Source organism: Pseudomonas sp. JBR1, assembly GCF_028198185.1.
Lineage (GTDB): Bacteria > Pseudomonadota > Gammaproteobacteria > Pseudomonadales > Pseudomonadaceae > Chryseomonas > Chryseomonas oryzihabitans_E.
The window spans coordinates 4,158,511-4,174,395 of record NZ_CP116340.1 but is presented as its reverse complement, the minus strand read 5'-3'; the positions used below and the strand labels follow the sequence as shown (position 1 = coordinate 4,174,395).

The window sequence follows — 15,885 nt, the reverse complement described above, 5'->3', positions numbered from 1 at the left end:
TGGCCTCACCCCGCCCCTGAGCTACCATCCAAGCCCCAATAGCTTCGCCCCCAGGACAGCGTCATGAACCGAGTGCTATACCCCGGCACCTTCGACCCCATCACCAAGGGCCATGGCGATCTGGTGGAGCGCGCCTCGCGGCTGTTCGACGAAGTCGTGGTGGCGGTAGCCGCCAGCCCCAAGAAGAACCCCCTGTTTCCGCTGGAGCGGCGGGTAGCGCTGGCCAAGGCGGTAACCGCGCACCTGCCCAATGTCGAGGTGATCGGCTTCAGCTGCCTGCTGGCCAATCTGGTGGAACAGCAGAAGGCGACCATCATCCTGCGCGGCCTGCGCGCGGTGTCGGACTTCGAGTTCGAATTCCAGCTGGCCAACATGAACCGGGTACTGGCGCCCCAGGCGGAAAGCATGTTCCTGACCCCCTCGGAACACTATTCCTACCTGTCCTCCACCCTGGTGCGCGAGATCGCGGCCCTCGGTGGCGACGTGACCAAGTTCGTCCATCCCACCGTGCATCAGGCACTGCTGGAGCGTTTTGCGCCGGCAAGCTGATTAACCCCAAGGACTGTCGGGTGCAGCCGGCGCGCGGATGGGGCAAAATGCGCGCCTGACTTTTGGATCGCTGCGCGTTCGCGTGGCGAGGAGCCGACGATGTCCCTCATCATTACCGACGATTGCATCAACTGCGACGTGTGCGAGCCCGAGTGCCCGAACGGCGCCATTTCCCAGGGCGCGGAGATCTACGTGATCGATCCGAACCTGTGCACCGAGTGCGTGGGGCACTACGACGAACCCCAATGCCAGCAGGTCTGCCCGGTGGACTGCATCCCTCTCGACGAGAACCACGTCGAGACCAAGGAGCAGCTGCACGACAAGTATCTGAAGATCAGCGGCCAAGCTTAAGCAGCCCGGCCTGGCGCCAGGGCCTATTCGGTACGACCGTACCCGCTTTGGGTGCAGCCCAGGCAGCGCACGAAGGCCGCCTTGCCCGGCTCGACCACCAGGGCCTTTCCGGCCTTGCCGATGTTACCGCCCGCGGCGGTGAATGGCAGGCTGACCACGAAAACCCCCGCCCCGATCACGGTGGCGGCGATCAGCAGTGGCCGCGCGATCAAGAGATCACCGATCATGGAAAAGGCGGCGGGAGCCTGGGCTTCACCGAATGCCTGGTCGGCGGTCTGATACTCGGTGACGTCACCCTGGGTCTGCTGCGCCTGCGCCGGCAGGACCTGCATCGTCAAGGCCAGCGCCAGCACGGCAGCCAGGCTACGGAACGGATTCATACGGCTGATCCCTTGCGCGGTTGTGATGGTGGTCCCTGAACTATAACAGGCCGCCCGCACTTGTCATGCGAGCGGTCCCCAGACGTCATTCGGCGCGGACGACCGGCTGCGGCGCACGGCGGTAGGCATAGACCATGAGTGCGATACCGCCCAGCACCATGGGCACGCAGAGCACCTGGCCCATGGTCAGCCAGCCCCAGGCCAGATAGCCGAGCTGGGCATCGGGCACCCGCACGAATTCGACGATGAAGCGGAAGATGCCGTAGCAGAGTACGAACAGGCCGGACACGGCCATGGTCGGCCGCGGCTTGCGCGAGTACAGCCAGAGGATCACGAACAGCGCCACGCCTTCCAGGGCGAACTGGTAGAGCTGCGAGGGATGCCGCGGCAACTGGGCCGGGTCGCTGTAGGGCGGGAAGATCATCGCCCAGGGCACATCGGTAGGCTTGCCCCAGAGTTCGGCGTTGATGAAATTGCCGATGCGACCGGCACCCAGGCCAATGGGCACCAGTGGCGCGATGAAGTCCATCAGTTCGAAGAAGCCCTTGTTGTGGCGCTTGCCGAACCACCAGACCGCCAGGATCACCCCGAGCAGGCCGCCGTGGAAGGACATGCCGCCCTTCCAGACCTCGAAGATCAGCGTCGGATTGGCGATGTACTCCGCCAGATTGTAGAAGAGCACATAGCCGAGCCGTCCCCCGGCGATGACCCCCAGAGCCACCCAGAACACCAGATCCGACAGGGTCTCGCTGGTCCAGCGCGGATCGAAGCGATTGAGCCGGCGCTTGGCCAGCCACCAGGCACCGCCGATGCCCACCAGGTACATGAGGCCGTACCAGTGGATCTTCAGCGGCCCCAGCGACAGGGCCACCGGGTCTATTTGCGGATACGGCAGCATGGTGCCTCCTTGACAGGGATGAGAGTAGAAAATTGAGGCCGACGCCAGACAGCAAGGCGAGTGGATGCTTGAGTAGCCGCGGCGTTCAGCCCATCCAGGACGCTACCGAAGACGCTGCCCAGGGCCATCCGAGCGAACAGCCGCCAGCACACGGCGCCGAGCTGATGATGGGCGCAGACGAAAGGGAGCGAAGTGGAGACGCTGGTGGCCAGCGAGGCGCCCACCGCCAGGTGGGCAGGGATGTGCGGATCGAGTTCCGTGGCGGTAGAACGGTAGGCTAGCACCGGCACGATGATCAGGCCGCCATTGCCTCTGATCAGATCGGCCAGCAACCCGGCGCAGACGCCAGGCACCAGGAAGAGCAAGAGATCCATCATCACCTCGGGCGCAGGAGGCGGCATGGTACGCCGCTGCCTGCCCGGCGGAAAGCGGCCTTCCCGCCGGGCACGCTCAGCTCTGGACGCTGGCCGCCGGGTTGATCACCCGGCCCAGTCCGAGGTTACGCAAGGCCAGATGCAAGGCGCTGTGGATGACCTGGGGGTTGTCGATCTGGCGCATCTGCTGCACCAGCTCCCGGGCCTTCTCCAGGGTGACTTGGCGCAGCAGCCATTTCACCTTGGGCAGGTTGGTGGCGTTCATCGACAGGGTGTCGAAGCCCATGCCCATGAGCAACACCGCCGCCGCCGGATCGCCAGCCATCTCGCCGCAGATGCTCACCGGCACTCCTTCGGCATGGGCGCCATCGACCACCTGTTGCAACGCCTGCAGCACCGCAGGGTGGAAGTAGTCGTAGAGATCGGCCACCCGCGGATTGTTACGGTCCACCGCCAGCAGGTACTGGGTCAGGTCGTTGGAGCCCACCGAGATGAAGTCCACCTGGCGCGCCAGATCGCGGGCCTGGTAGACCGCCGACGGCACCTCGACCATGACACCCACGGGCGGCATGGGAATGTCGACGCCTTCGTCTCGTACTTCGCACCAGGCGCGGTGCAAGAGGTGCTGGGATTCCTCCACCTCGTGCACACCGGAGATCATCGGCAGCATGATGCGCAGGTTGTTCAGCCCCTCGCTGGCCTTGAGCATGGCGCGGGTCTGTACCAGGAAGATTTCCGGATGATCCAGGGTGACGCGGATACCGCGCCAGCCCAGGAAGGGGTTGTCTTCCTTGATCGGGAAATAGGACAGCGCCTTGTCACCGCCGACATCCAGGGTGCGCATGGTCACCGGCGCCGGATGGAAGGCGGCCAGCTGCTCACGGTAGATCGAGAGCTGCTCCTTCTCGCTGGGAAAACGCTCGTTGACCATGAAGGGGACTTCGGTGCGATACAGCCCGACTCCTTCGGCCCCGCGTTGCTGGGCACGGGCCACGTCGGCCATCAGGCCGGTGTTGACCCACAGCGGCATGCGATGGCCGTCGAGGGTCTCGCAGGGCAGGCTGCGCAAGGCGTCGAGGCCCTGGGTCAGCTGGCGCTCCTCCTCGACCACGTCGCCATACTGCTTGATCAGCGTCGGCGAAGGGTTGGTGAAGATCTCGCCGTGGTAGCCATCGACGATGAGGTCGATGCCGTCCACCTTGGAATACGGCAGGTCCACCGCGCCCATGACGGTGGGCACGCCCATGGCGCGTGCCAGGATGGCCACGTGGGAGTTGCCCGAACCCAGTACCGAGATCAGGCCGACCAGACGCCCCTCGGGCACCTCGCCCAGCATGGCCGGCGAGAGTTCCTCGCTGACCAGGATGGTGTTTTCCGGATAGATCAGGCAAGCCTGGTGCGCCTGTTGCAGATAGGCGAGCAGCCGGCGGCCCAGGTCCCGCACATCGGCGGCCCGTTCGCGCAGATAGGCGTCGTCCATCAGCTCGAAGCGCTGGACGTGCTCCATCACCACCTGGCGCAGGGCGCCCTGGGCCCACTGGCCACTCTTGATGATGGTGGTCACCTCGTTACCGAGGGCGGCGTCGTCGAGCATCATCAGGTAGACGTCGAACAGCGCCTGCTCTTCCTTGCGCAGCTGGGTGGACAGCCGCTTGGAGAGCGCCTTCATGTCCGCCCGTACGCCTTCCAGCGCGGTGCGGAACAGCTGCAGCTCGGCGTCGATGTCGGTCACGGTCTTGTCGGGGACCACTTCCAGGTCGGCTGGCGGCAGGACCACCACCGCCTTGCCGACGCCGACCCCGGGCGAGCCGGGAATGCCGACGAAGCGCGCTTCCTGGATACCCTTGCCCTGCCGATCCAGGCCACGAATGGTCCCGGTGGCCTCGGCATGGGCGATCACCCCGGACAGCTGGGCGCTCATGGTGACCAGGAAGGCTTCCTCGCCCTCGTCGAACTGACGACGTTCCTTCTGCTGCACCACCAGCACGCCCATGACGCGCCGGTGGTGGATGATGGGAGCGCCGAGGAAGGACGCATAACGTTCCTCACCGGTTTCAGCGAAATAGCGGAAGCGCGGGTGGCTGGCGGCGTCTTCGAGGTTGAGCGGCTCTTCACGCGTCCCGACCAGGCCGACCAGGCCTTCGTTGGGCGCCATGCTGACCCGGCCGATGGATTTCTTGTTCAGGCCTTCGGTGGCCATCAGCACGAAACGATTGGTATCCGGATCCAGCAGATAGACGGAGCAGACCTGCGACTGCATGGCCGCGCGGACGCGCTGCACGATGATGGACAGTGCCGACCCCAGATCCTTGGCGGCATTGACCTCCTGGACGATCTTGCGCAGAACTGCAAGCATCTAGCGCCTCCGCAGCCGACGCCCGGCGGAGCCGCCGGCGTGCATCACGTGTCGTTCATCCTGCATGACCACAGCTTCTCCTCACCACTTTCGCACCGGCCGTACCGGTAATCAGGCCAGCAAGCGGGGTGCCAACTCCTTGAGCGCCCGCCGATAGACCTCACGCTTGAAGGTCACCACCTGGCCCAGGGGGTACCAGTAGCTTACCCAGCGCCAGCCATCGAATTCAGGCTTGCCCGTCACATCCATCCGCACCCGCTGCTCTTCCGCGGTCAGACGCAACAGAAACCACTTCTGCTTCTGGCCGATGCACAGCGGACGGCTGTGGGTACGCACCATGCGCTGCGGCAGTCGATACCTCAGCCAGCCCCGGGTACAGGCCAGGATACGGACATCCTCGGGGCTCAGCCCCACTTCTTCGTTCAGCTCCCGGTACAGCGCCTCCTCGGGCGTTTCCCGGTCATCGATCCCACCCTGGGGGAACTGCCAGGCATCCTGGTTGATGCGGCGGGCCCACAGTACTTGGCCGGCATCGTTGGCGAGAATGATGCCGACATTGGGGCGAAAACCATCAGCGTCGATCACGGCTGCCACCCTTGAAAAATATCGTTGCCCGCATTGTTCCACAAAGCCCGACAGCCCAGCAATGCAAGCTCCGGACCGACCGGGGCGCGGCCGACCGGCGCAGGGGCCGGGGGAACGGCGCGGCCTGCAAAAGCCCGCATTATGGTGGCCGCTAGCTGAACATCGGCTTAAAGGCAGGCAATCGTCGCGCGCTAGCGAAAATGCCGCTGCACGGCCATGTAGACCGCCAGCGCCAGACCGATCCAGCCAACCAGCCAGAAATAGTCGAGATAGCCCAGCACCTGGCTCTGGCGGGTGACCAGGCTGGAGATCTGCGCCAGGGCGCTATCGGCACCGGTGGCCTGCCGATAGCGCTCCTCATAGGCCTGGTAGGTCTGGGCGTAGGGATTGACCGAGGCGCTGAGTACCGAGGCATGGAAGGCATCCCGCCACTGCAGGAAGACGTTGGACAGGACGATGCCCATGGGCATCACCAGCTGCTGGGTCATGTTCTTGATCTGGTAGGCCTGGCTGAAATAGGCCGGTTCGACGCGCATGAAGGTGTACATGATGATCACCGCGAAGGTGCCGATCAGGTAGGTGCCATGCATCATCAGACCCGGCACCAGTTGCTGATAGAGGGGCACGTCGGCGTGCTGCCGCACCATCCAGAAGCCGTAGCCGGCCAGCAGCAGATAGCCCGCCACCAGGTACTTGCGAAAGCCGCCCCAGGGAAAGCGCTCGCGCAGCCGCACCGAGGTGATCATCAGCAGGGGCGCCAGACCGCACAGCCAACCGAGCGCCATGACCCCACCGGCGGTATAGACCGGCAGCTGCAGGCCGTTGACCACGTACTGGGGGATGATGAAGTTGTAGGCCCCGAGCAGGAAGTAGTTGAGCATCATGAACAGCATGCCGGCGAGAAAGCCGGGGGTGATGGCGTGCTTGAAGTCCAGGGTCGGCCGCGCGAGGCCTCGCTCGTAATAGACGTACAGCCCGAGGATGGCGACTCCCAACAGCAGCTCCAGCGCCAGCCACAGGCCGTCGCTGAAGAAGTCGAAGGCCAGCCGCTGGGTGGTGGTGGTCAGCAGCAGGCTGCCACCGGCCAGCAGCACCATGGACAGCAGCGAGGGGGCGCCGGAATTCTCCAGCGGATGGGAGCGTCGGGGTAGCGACAGCCAGGCACCTAGCGCGACCAACCCACAGGCCAGCGCCGGCACCAAGAAGATGGCGCGCCACTGATGGCCTTCCAGCAATTCCGCGGTGGTAAAGGAGGCCAGCGCACCCCCCAGGGGCACGCCCGAGGCAAAGGCACGAATGCCGGTCGGCAACTGGGGACCGGAGAAATACATCTGCACCAGTACCCGCGCCCCGGCAAAGAAGGTGGCGGCGCCGGCGCCCATCAGTACCCGACCGACGATGAAGGTCGGCAGGTCGCTCGCGACCAGGCAGCACACCTGGCCGACCAGGTGGATGCCGACGGCGGTGAAGATCAGGTTGCGATAGCCCAGGCGCTGGGCGAACCACTGGTGCGGGGCGCTGGTGACGATGACGGCGGCACTGTAGCAGGCGGTTGCCAGGCTGTAGCTGCGCGGGTCGATGCCCAGGCCGCCGTAGACATAGCGATTGGCCAGGGCGATGGAGAGATTGTCGAGAAAGTACACCAGCACCATGAGGGTGATGCTCAGCAGCAGCAGGCCGCGGTGATGGGGGCGATCGGTGTCGTCGGCGTACATGAAGACCCAGGGCTGGCACGAAGGGGGCCAGTCGTGGACCCTGCGTCTGGCATGGGGTTCAGAGACCGCGTTGTCGCAGTCTCCGCCAGGTGATGCGAATCGCGCCCTGGATCAGCCGGGCAGTAGCGCCCGCACCTCGGCGAGCATTTCGTCCGGCACCTCCAGCCAGCCACGGGTGGTATTAAGAGCGCGCGCCGCATAGCGCCGCTGCGACGGCAAGCGGGCGCCCTGGGCCTCAATGCCGGCGAACAGCTGTTCGGCACGCTGCTGATAGTCGGCCACCGCCGCGCCGAGAAACCGCTGGGGATCGAAGGCCAGGATGAGTTCGCCGTGATAGGGCAGTCCGCCCGCCCCGGCGTCGAAAGCCGAGGACTCAGGACTGGTGAGATCGCCGATCAGCGGTCCGGCGAGCAACTCGATCATGGCCGACAGCGCCGAGCCCTTGTGGCCACCAAAGGTCAGCATGGCACCCTCCTCCAGCACGGTGCGGGCATCGTTGCTCGGGGCGCCCTCGGCATCCACCCCCCAGCCCTCGGGCAGGGCCTTGCCGGCGCGACGATGCAACTCGATTTCGCCGCGGGCCACGGCACTGGTGGCAAAGTCGAAGACGAAGGGCTGCCCTTCCGGCCGTGGCCAGCCGAAGGCGATAGGATTGGTGCCGAACAGCGGCCGCCGCCCACCCGCCGGCGCGACATAGGCCTGGGTGGGATTGCAGGCCAGGGCCACCAGGCCGCGGGCGGTAAGGGCTTCCATTTCCACCCAGAGCGCCGAGAAATGCACGCAGTTGTTGATCGCCAGGGCCGCCAGGCCGCAGGTGCGCGCCTTGGCATCGAGCAGTGGCAGACCGGCGTGAAAGGCCAGCGGCGAGAAGCCACCCCCGGCATCGACCCGGACGATGGCCGGTGCCACGTCCTCGACGCGGGGAACGGCATCCGGCACCACCTTGCCGGCCTTCAGCGTCTTGACGATGCCCAGCAGTCGGTAGATGCCGTGGGAGGCACAGTCATCGCGCTGGCCGGCCACCATCATGGCGGCGATGGCCGCGCCCTGCGGTTGACTGAAACCCTGGGCCGCGAGCACCTCCTCGGCCAGTTGCTGCAGCTCTTCCGGGGTCATCTGGGCCATGGCGGCGCTCCATCGGGAAAACCCCGACTATGCCGCAACCAGCCGCTACCCGCTCGTTCGACTTGGGAGCGGGCACGCCGATCCCGGCACAGTCAGCCCTGGTGGTAGCGTTCCGACAACTCGTGCACGGCTTCGATAAAGGCGCCGGCATGGGCCGGGTCCACCTCGGGAGTGATGCCGTGACCCAAATTGAAGACGTGACCGCTGCCCTGGCCGTAGCTTTCCAGGATGCGCCCCACCTCGGCACGGATGGCCGCCGGCTTGGCATAGAGCACGCTCGGGTCCATGTTGCCCTGGAGCGCGACCTTGCCGCCGACGCGACGGCGCGCCTCGCCGATGTCGCAGGTCCAGTCCAGGCCCAAGGCCTCGGCACCGCTGTCGGCCAGGCTTTCCAGCCAGAGACCGCCATTCTTGGTGAAGAGGATCACCGGCACGCGCCGTCCTTCATGCTCGCGGATCAGACCGGCCACGATCTTGCGCATATAGGCCAGGGAAAATTCCTGGTAGGCCGCGGCGGACAGGTTGCCGCCCCAGGTATCGAAGATCTGCACCGCCTGAGCACCGGCGCGGATCTGGCCGTTGAGGTAGGCGGTGACCGCCTGGGCCAGCTTGTCCAGCAGCAGGTGCATGGCCTCGGGGGTGTCGTAGAGCATGGCCTTGGCCTTGCGGAAATCCTTGCTGGAGCCGCCTTCGATCATGTAGGTGGCGAGGGTCCAGGGGCTGCCGGAAAAGCCGATCAGGGGTACCCGGCCGTCCAGCGCCGTGCGGATGGTGCGCACGGCGTCCATCACGTAGCCCAGGTCGGATTCGGCATCGGGAATCGGCAAGGCTTCGATGTCCGCCGGGGTATCGATCACCTTGCGAAAGCGCGGGCCCTCGCCGGTCTCGAAGTAGAGCCCCTGGCCCATGGCATCGGGGATGGTGAGGATGTCGGAGAAGAGGATGGCCGCATCCAGGGGATAGCGCTCCAGCGGCTGCAGGGTCACCTCGCAGGCGAATTGCGGGTTCTTGCACAGGCTCATGAAGTCACCGGCGCGGGCCCGGCTGGCGCGGTATTCGGGCAGGTAGCGCCCGGCCTGGCGCATCATCCACACCGGGGTGACGTCTACCGGCTGCTTGAGCAGGGCACGCAGGAAACGGTCGTTCTTCAGGGCAGTCATGGCGACATCCGGCAGCAAAAGTGCCGGCATTGTCGCAAAGCGGCTGGCAAAAGGCACGGCAGGGGGTCGTGCCTTTTGTCTATCGGGGCGATGGGGTGGTAGTTGTCTTCGCGAAATGGCAGCCGCGTGGAAATCGCTGCGCGGTTTTCCACCCTACGTATCGGTGGCGGCATGAGGCCGTAGGGTGGGTAACGGCGCAGCCTTACCCACCGTCAAGTCAGATTCATCGCCGTGACCATACTCCGCCCACAAAAAAGCCGACCGGCTTGCACCGGTCGGCTCCTGTCCAGCGGACTGGGCTCAGACGCCCAGGTAGTCGAGGATGCCCTCGGCGGCGTTGCGGCCTTCGAAGATGGCGGTCACCACCAGGTCGGAGCCACGCACCATGTCGCCACCGGCAAAGATCTTCGGGTTGCTGGTCTGGTGCTTGAACTCGTGCAGCCCCGGCGCGACGACGCGGCCCTGGCTGTCGAGGTCGATGTTGAACTGCTCGAACCAGGGCGCGGGACTTGGGCGGAAACCAAAGGCGATGACCACTGCATCGGCCGGCAGGATCTCCTCGGAGCCGGGGATCGGCTCGGGGCTGCGGCGGCCACGGGCGTCCGGCTCACCCAGACGGGTCTCCACCACCTTGACGCCTTCCACCTTGTCCTCGCCGATGATGGCGATGGGCTGGCGATTGAAGAGGAACTTCACGCCTTCTTCCTTGGCGTTCTTCACTTCCTTGCGCGAGCCGGGCATGTTGGCGGCGTCGCGGCGATAGGCGCAGGTCACGCTCTTGGCGCCCTGGCGGATGGAGGTGCGATTGCAGTCCATGGCGGTGTCACCCCCCCCCAGGACCACCACGCGCTTGCCCTTCATGTCGACGAAGTCGGCCGCATCCTTTTCGAAGCCCAGGTTGCGATTGACGTTGGCCACCAGGAAATCCAGGGCGTCGTGCACGCCAGGCAGATCTTCGCCGGGGAAGCCGCCCTTCATGTAGGTGTAGGTGCCCATGCCCAGGAAGACCGCATCGAATTCCTCGAGCAGCTGATCCATGGTCACGTCCTTGCCCACTTCGGTGTTCAGGCGGAATTCCACGCCCATGCCGCCGAAGACCTCGCGACGGCGACTGAGCACGGTCTTTTCCAGCTTGAATTCGGGGATGCCGAAGGTCAGCAGGCCACCGATCTCGGGATGCTTGTCGAACACCACCGGGGTCACACCGTTACGCACCAGGATGTCGGCGCAGCCCAGCCCGGCCGGACCGGCGCCGATCACGGCAACACGCTTGCCGGTAGGCTTGACCTTGGACATGTCCGGACGCCAGCCCATGGCGAAGGCGGTATCGGTGATGTACTTCTCCACCGAGCCGATGGTCACCGCGCCAAAGCCGTCGTTGAGGGTGCAGGCACCCTCGCAGAGACGATCCTGCGGGCAGACGCGACCACAGACCTCGGGCAGGGTGTTGGTCTGGTGCGCCAACTCCGCCGCCGCCAGGATATTGCCTTCGGACACCAACTTGAGCCAGTTGGGAATGAAGTTGTGCACCGGGCACTTCCATTCGCAATAGGGGTTGCCGCAACCCAGGCAGCGGTGCGCCTGCTCGGCGGCCTGCTGCGGCTTGAAGGGATCGTGGATCTCGACGAATTCCTTCTTGCGCTGGCGCAGCAGCTTCTTCTTCGGATCCTTGCGACCGACCTCGATGAACTGGAAGTCGTTGTTCAGACGTTCAGCCATTTCCAAACCTCTTGAAGCGACGCCCCTTCAGATGGGCGCCACGAGCTATCACGGTGAAACCGGCGCCTGAGGGAGCCGGCATCGAAGTCGTTATTCCGGACGGGCGCGGGTGCTGACCAGCAGCGAAGCCAGGCTCGCGGCCTTGGGCTTCACCAGCCAGAACTTGCGCAGGTAGTCGTCCAGGTTCTCATGGAGATGGCTGCCCCAGGCACTACCGGTCTCGCGCACGTATTCGGCCAGTACCCCTTCCAGGTGGCTGCGATAAGCCTCCATGGCCTCGCTGTTGATGCGCTGGATTTCCACCAGTTCGTGGTTGACCCGGTCATAGAAGCCGTTGTCCAGGTCCAGCACATAGGCGAAGCCGCCAGTCATGCCCGAGCCGAAGTTGTAGCCGGTCTTGCCCAGGACGCAGACGAAACCACCGGTCATGTATTCGCAGCAGTGGTCACCGGTGCCTTCCACCACGGTGTGGGCCCCGGAGTTGCGTACCCCGAAGCGCTCACCGGCGGTGCCGGCGGCGAACAGCTTGCCGCCGGTGGCGCCGTAGAGGCAGGTGTTGCCGATGATGGCCGACTCCTGGCTCTTGAAGCCCGCGCCCTGGGGCGGGGTGATGACCAGCTTGCCGCCGGTCATGCCCTTGCCCACGTAGTCGTTGGCGTCGCCTTCCAGATACAGATGCAGGCCACCGGCGTTCCAGACGCCAAAGCTCTGGCCGGCGGTGCCCTTGAAGCGGAAGGTCACCGGTGCCTTGACCATGCCCTGGTTGCCGTGGCGCCGGGCGATTTCGCCGGAGACGCGGGCCCCGATGGAGCGGTCGCAGTTGCCGATGCTGAGGCTGAATTCGCCGCCTTCGAGCTGCTCGATGCCCGGCAGGGACAGACGCACCATTTCCTCGGCCAGCAGACCCTGGTCGAATGGCGGGTTCTTTTCCACCTGGCAGTATTGCGGCTTCTCCGCCGGGATGTGGTCGCTACCCAGCAGCGGGGTGAGGTCCAGGTGCTGTTGCTTGGCGGTCTCGCCCGGCAGGATTTCCAGCAAGTCAGTACGGCCGATCAACTCGCCCAGGCTGCGTACGCCCAGCTTGGCCAGCCATTCGCGGGTCTCCTCGGCGATGAAGGTGAAGAAATTCATCACCATTTCCACCGTGCCGATGAAGTGCTCCTTGCGCAGTCGGTCGTTCTGGGTGGCGACACCGGTGGCGCAGTTGTTCAGGTGGCAGATGCGCAGGTATTTGCAACCCAGGGCGATCATCGGAGCGGTGCCGAAGCCAAAGCTCTCGGCGCCGAGGATGGCCGCCTTGATCACGTCCAGGCCGGTCTTGAGGCCGCCGTCGGTCTGCACCCGCACCTTGCCGCGCAGATCGTTACCGCGCAGGGTCTGGTGCGCCTCGGCCAGGCCCAGTTCCCAGGGCGAGCCGGCGTACTTGATGGAAGTCACCGGCGAAGCACCGGTACCGCCGTCATAGCCGGAGATGGTGATGAGGTCGGCATAGGCCTTGGCCACACCGGCGGCCACGGTACCTACGCCAGGCTCGGACACCAGCTTGACCGATACCAGCGCCTTGGGGTTGACCTGCTTGAGGTCGAAGATCAGCTGCGACAGGTCCTCGATGGAATAGATGTCGTGGTGCGGCGGCGGCGAGATCAGCGTCACGCCAGGTACCGCATAGCGCAGCTTGGCGATCAGGCCATTGACCTTGCCACCGGGCAGCTGACCGCCCTCGCCCGGCTTGGCGCCCTGGGCCACCTTGATCTGCAGGACCTCTGCATTGACCAGATACTCGGGGGTGACGCCGAAGCGGCCGGTGGCCACCTGCTTGATCTTGGAGCTCTTGACCGTGCCGTAGCGCGCCGGATCCTCGCCGCCCTCACCAGAGTTGGAGCGTCCACCCAGGCGGTTCATGGCCTCGGCCAGGGCCTCGTGGGCCTCCGGCGACAGGGCGCCCAGGGAGATGCCGGCCGCGTCGAAGCGGGTGAAGATGTTGGCCAGCGGCTCGATCTCGTCCAGCGCCAGGGGCTGGTCGCTGGTCTTGACCTTGAGCAGGTCGCGGATCATGGCCACCGGACGCTGGTCCACCAGCGCGGTGTATTCGCGGAACTTGGCATAGTCGCCCTGTTGCACGGCAGCCTGCAGCAGGTTGACCACGTCCGGGTTGTAGGCGTGGTACTCGCCGCCATAGACGAACTTGAGCAGGCCACCCGGCTGGATCGGCTTGCGGTTGTTCCAGGCTTCCCCAGCCAGCAGTTTCTGCTCGGCTTCCAGGTCGACGAAGCGCGCGCCCTTGATGCGGCTGGTGACACCGGGGAAGCAGAGGTCGGTGACCTCGTCCGCCAGGCCCACGGCCTCGAACAGCTGGGCGCCGCGATAGGAGGCGACGGTGGAGATGCCCATCTTGGAGATCACCTTGAGCAGGCCCTTGGTGATGCCCTTGCGGTAGTACTTGAATACCTCGTAGAGGTCGCCCAGCACCTCGCCGGTGCGGATCAGATCGCCCAGCACCTCATAGGCCAGGAACGGATAGACCGCGGTGGCGCCAAAGCCCAGCAGCACGGCGAAGTGGTGCGGATCACGGGCGGTGGCGGTCTCCACCAGGATGTTGCTGCTGGTACGCAGGCCCAGGTTGACCAGGTGGTGATGCACGGCGCCGGTGGCCAGCACCGCATGCACCGGCAGCTTGCCCGGCTCGATGTGGCGGTCGGTCAGCACCAGCAGCACCTTGCCGGCACGCACGGCCTCCTCGGCCTGCTCGACGATGTTGCGCAGCGCCGCCTCGAGGCCCATGGACTCGGGGTAGTTGAGGTCGATCTTGACATGCTCGAAGCCAGGCTTGGGCATGTTGAGGATGGTCCGCCACTTGGCTGGCGAGACCACCGGGCTGCTCAGGATGGCGCGATCGGCGTGCTCGGCGGTTTCCTCGAAGACATTGCGCTCCGCACCCAGGCAGGTCTCCAGGGACATGACGATGGACTCGCGCAGCGGGTCGATCGGCGGGTTGGTGACCTGGGCGAACTGCTGGCGAAAGTAGTCATAGGGCGAACGGATACGCCGCGACAGGACCGCCATGGGAGTGTCGTCGCCCATGGAACCCACGGCTTCCTGACCCTGCTCGCCCAGCGGGCGCAGGACCTGGTCACGCTCCTCGAAGGTGACCTGGAACATCTTCATGTACTGGCGCAACTGATCCTGGTCGTAGAAGGCCGAACCGTGATCGTTGTCGTCCAGGGTCGCCTGGATGCGCATGGCGTTCTTGCGCAGCCACTGCTTGTAGGGATGACGCGCCTTGAGGCGATTGTCGATGTCGTCGGTCTGCAGCACCTCACCGGTCTCGGTGTCCACGGCCAGTATCTGGCCCGGGCCGACCCGGCCCTTGGCGATGACGTCGTCGGGCTGATAGTTCCAGACACCCACTTCCGAGGCCAGGGTGATGTAGCCGTTCTTGGTGGTCACCCAGCGCGCCGGACGCAGGCCGTTGCGATCGAGCAGGCAGACCGCATAGCGACCCTCGGTCAGCACCACGCCGGCCGGACCGTCCCAGGGCTCCATGTGCATGGAGTTGAATTCGTAGAAGGCGCGCAGATCGGCGTCCATGGTCTCGACGTTCTGCCAGGCCGGCGGAATGATCATGCGCACGGCGCGGAACAGGTCCATGCCGCCGGTCACCAGCAGCTCCAGCATGTTGTCCATGCTGGAGGAGTCGGAACCGACGCGGTTGACCAGCGGACCGAGCTGGTCGAGATCCGGGATCAGTTCGTTGACGAACTTGGTCCGCCGCGCCTGAGCCCAGTTGCGGTTGCCGGTGATGGTGTTGATCTCGCCATTGTGGGCGAGATAGCGGAAGGGCTGCGCCAGTGGCCACTTCGGCAGGGTGTTGGTGGAGAAGCGCTGGTGGAACACACAGATGGCGGTAGCCAGGCGCGGATCGCCGAGGTCCGGATAGAAGGCAGCGAGGTCCGCCGGCATCATCAGGCCCTTGTAGACGATGACCCGGGACGACAGGCTGCATATGTAGTGTTCGGCGTCCTCGGCATTGCGCACCGAGGAACGGCGGCGGGCGGAGAACAGCTTGACGGCGAACTGCTGGTCGTCGAGACCGGGACCGGCGACGAACACCTGCTCGATGCGCGGCAGTCGCGCCAGAGCGAGTTCACCCAGAACGGAAGTATCGATGGGCACCTTGCGCCAACCGACCAGGGTCAGGCCAGCGGCCTCGATCTCCAGGTTCATGTTGGCACGAGCCTGTTCGGCACGGGCCTCGTCCTGGTTGAAGAACACCACGCCCGCGGCATATTGCTCGGGCAAGTCGACGCCGAACTGCTCCTGGGCGATGGCGCGCAGGAAGGCATCCGGCTTCTGCATGAGCAGACCGCAACCGTCGCCGGTCTTGCCGTCCGCGTTGATACCGCCCCGGTGGGTCATGCAGGTCAGGGCTTCGATGGCCGTTTCCAGCAGGTCGTGGCTGGGCTCGCCCTGCATATGGGCGATCAGGCCGAAGCCGCAGTTGTCCTTGAAGCTATCGGGATTGAACAGGCCTGCTTTCATAGCGCTCTCACCGGCAATCAGGTTATTGCGAAGGCATCACAAAACTGTCCGCTTATTTGAACTTTTTTCGGACAGTCAAAGGCTGACCAGTGTAGCGAAAAAAACGCCTTCGACAAACACTGATGACACCTGAT

Annotated in this window: 12 protein-coding genes; 2 read left to right on the top strand and 10 right to left on the bottom strand. The window is 65.1% G+C overall.

Features of this window, described 5'->3' with window-relative positions; all coding sequences use genetic code 11:
• Positions 1 to 63: 63 nt before the first annotated feature.
• Together coaD and PJ259_RS19350 are read left to right on the top strand one after the other, a co-directional pair.
• Positions 64 to 549, top strand: coding sequence for a pantetheine-phosphate adenylyltransferase (gene coaD / locus PJ259_RS19355; protein WP_271653851.1), 486 nt, complete (start codon positions 64 to 66; stop codon positions 547 to 549).
• 99 nt (positions 550 to 648) lie between these two features.
• On the top strand, positions 649 to 900 hold the full coding sequence (locus tag PJ259_RS19350; RefSeq protein ID WP_007161640.1) for a YfhL family 4Fe-4S dicluster ferredoxin: 252 nt from the start codon (positions 649 to 651) through the stop codon (positions 898 to 900).
• Positions 901 to 923: 23 nt separating this feature from the next.
• Here the strand turns inward: PJ259_RS19350 and PJ259_RS19345 are convergent, their stop codons facing one another.
• The 10 genes from PJ259_RS19345 to gltB all read right to left on the bottom strand — a co-directional run bounded on the left by PJ259_RS19345 (position 924) and on the right by gltB (position 15,751).
• Positions 924 to 1,280 carry a multidrug transporter gene (locus tag PJ259_RS19345; RefSeq protein ID WP_271653850.1) on the bottom strand — a complete coding sequence of 119 codons (357 nt, stop codon included), beginning with the start codon at positions 1,278 to 1,280 and terminating at the stop codon, positions 924 to 926.
• 85 nt (positions 1,281 to 1,365) lie between these two features.
• Entirely contained in the window at positions 1,366 to 2,178 is an 813-nt protein-coding gene (gene lgt, locus PJ259_RS19340) for a prolipoprotein diacylglyceryl transferase (protein WP_059313521.1), read from the bottom strand.
• Positions 2,157 to 2,579: a sulfite exporter TauE/SafE family protein gene (locus PJ259_RS19335; protein ID WP_271653849.1), complete on the bottom strand. Its 423-nt coding sequence runs from the start codon at positions 2,577 to 2,579 to the stop codon at positions 2,157 to 2,159. Before PJ259_RS19335 ends, lgt begins: the two co-directional genes overlap by 22 nt.
• A gap of 49 nt (positions 2,580 to 2,628) precedes the next feature.
• Positions 2,629 to 4,908 carry a phosphoenolpyruvate--protein phosphotransferase gene (ptsP, locus tag PJ259_RS19330; protein ID WP_059313520.1) on the bottom strand — a complete coding sequence of 760 codons (2,280 nt, stop codon included), beginning with the start codon at positions 4,906 to 4,908 and terminating at the stop codon, positions 2,629 to 2,631.
• A gap of 111 nt (positions 4,909 to 5,019) precedes the next feature.
• Positions 5,020 to 5,493, bottom strand: coding sequence for an RNA pyrophosphohydrolase (locus PJ259_RS19325; RefSeq protein ID WP_059313519.1), 474 nt, complete (start codon positions 5,491 to 5,493; stop codon positions 5,020 to 5,022).
• Between the two features lie 191 nt (positions 5,494 to 5,684).
• Positions 5,685 to 7,208 (bottom strand): MFS transporter, encoded by a 1,524-nt coding sequence (locus PJ259_RS19320; RefSeq protein WP_271653848.1) that lies wholly within the window; start codon positions 7,206 to 7,208, stop codon positions 5,685 to 5,687.
• A gap of 111 nt (positions 7,209 to 7,319) precedes the next feature.
• On the bottom strand, positions 7,320 to 8,333 hold the full coding sequence (locus PJ259_RS19315) for an Ldh family oxidoreductase (RefSeq protein ID WP_271653847.1): 1,014 nt from the start codon (positions 8,331 to 8,333) through the stop codon (positions 7,320 to 7,322).
• Between the two features lie 92 nt (positions 8,334 to 8,425).
• Complete coding sequence (gene hemE, locus PJ259_RS19310; RefSeq protein ID WP_271653846.1) at positions 8,426 to 9,493, bottom strand: uroporphyrinogen decarboxylase; 1,068 nt, start codon at positions 9,491 to 9,493, stop codon at positions 8,426 to 8,428.
• 300 nt (positions 9,494 to 9,793) lie between these two features.
• Complete coding sequence (locus tag PJ259_RS19305; RefSeq protein ID WP_059313515.1) at positions 9,794 to 11,212, bottom strand: FAD-dependent oxidoreductase; 1,419 nt, start codon at positions 11,210 to 11,212, stop codon at positions 9,794 to 9,796.
• Between the two features lie 90 nt (positions 11,213 to 11,302).
• Positions 11,303 to 15,751 (bottom strand): glutamate synthase large subunit, encoded by a 4,449-nt coding sequence (gene gltB / locus PJ259_RS19300; RefSeq protein WP_059313514.1) that lies wholly within the window; start codon positions 15,749 to 15,751, stop codon positions 11,303 to 11,305.
• Positions 15,752 to 15,885 lie beyond the last annotated feature (134 nt).

Coding starts and splice junctions, on each gene's coding strand:
- PJ259_RS19345 (WP_271653850.1), bottom strand. CDS start 1,280: ATGAATCCGTTCCGTAGCCTGGCTGCCGTGCTGGCGCTGGCCTTGACG.
- ptsP (WP_059313520.1), bottom strand. CDS start 4,908: ATGCTTGCAGTTCTGCGCAAGATCGTCCAGGAGGTCAATGCCGCCAAG.
- lgt (WP_059313521.1), bottom strand. CDS start 2,178: ATGCTGCCGTATCCGCAAATAGACCCGGTGGCCCTGTCGCTGGGGCCG.
- PJ259_RS19305 (WP_059313515.1), bottom strand. CDS start 11,212: ATGGCTGAACGTCTGAACAACGACTTCCAGTTCATCGAGGTCGGTCGC.
- PJ259_RS19335 (WP_271653849.1), bottom strand. CDS start 2,579: ATGCCGCCTCCTGCGCCCGAGGTGATGATGGATCTCTTGCTCTTCCTG.
- PJ259_RS19350 (WP_007161640.1), top strand. CDS start 649: ATGTCCCTCATCATTACCGACGATTGCATCAACTGCGACGTGTGCGAG.
- PJ259_RS19315 (WP_271653847.1), bottom strand. CDS start 8,333: ATGGCCCAGATGACCCCGGAAGAGCTGCAGCAACTGGCCGAGGAGGTG.
- coaD (WP_271653851.1), top strand. CDS start 64: ATGAACCGAGTGCTATACCCCGGCACCTTCGACCCCATCACCAAGGGC.
- PJ259_RS19320 (WP_271653848.1), bottom strand. CDS start 7,208: ATGTACGCCGACGACACCGATCGCCCCCATCACCGCGGCCTGCTGCTG.
- hemE (WP_271653846.1), bottom strand. CDS start 9,493: ATGACTGCCCTGAAGAACGACCGTTTCCTGCGTGCCCTGCTCAAGCAG.
- gltB (WP_059313514.1), bottom strand. CDS start 15,751: ATGAAAGCAGGCCTGTTCAATCCCGATAGCTTCAAGGACAACTGCGGC.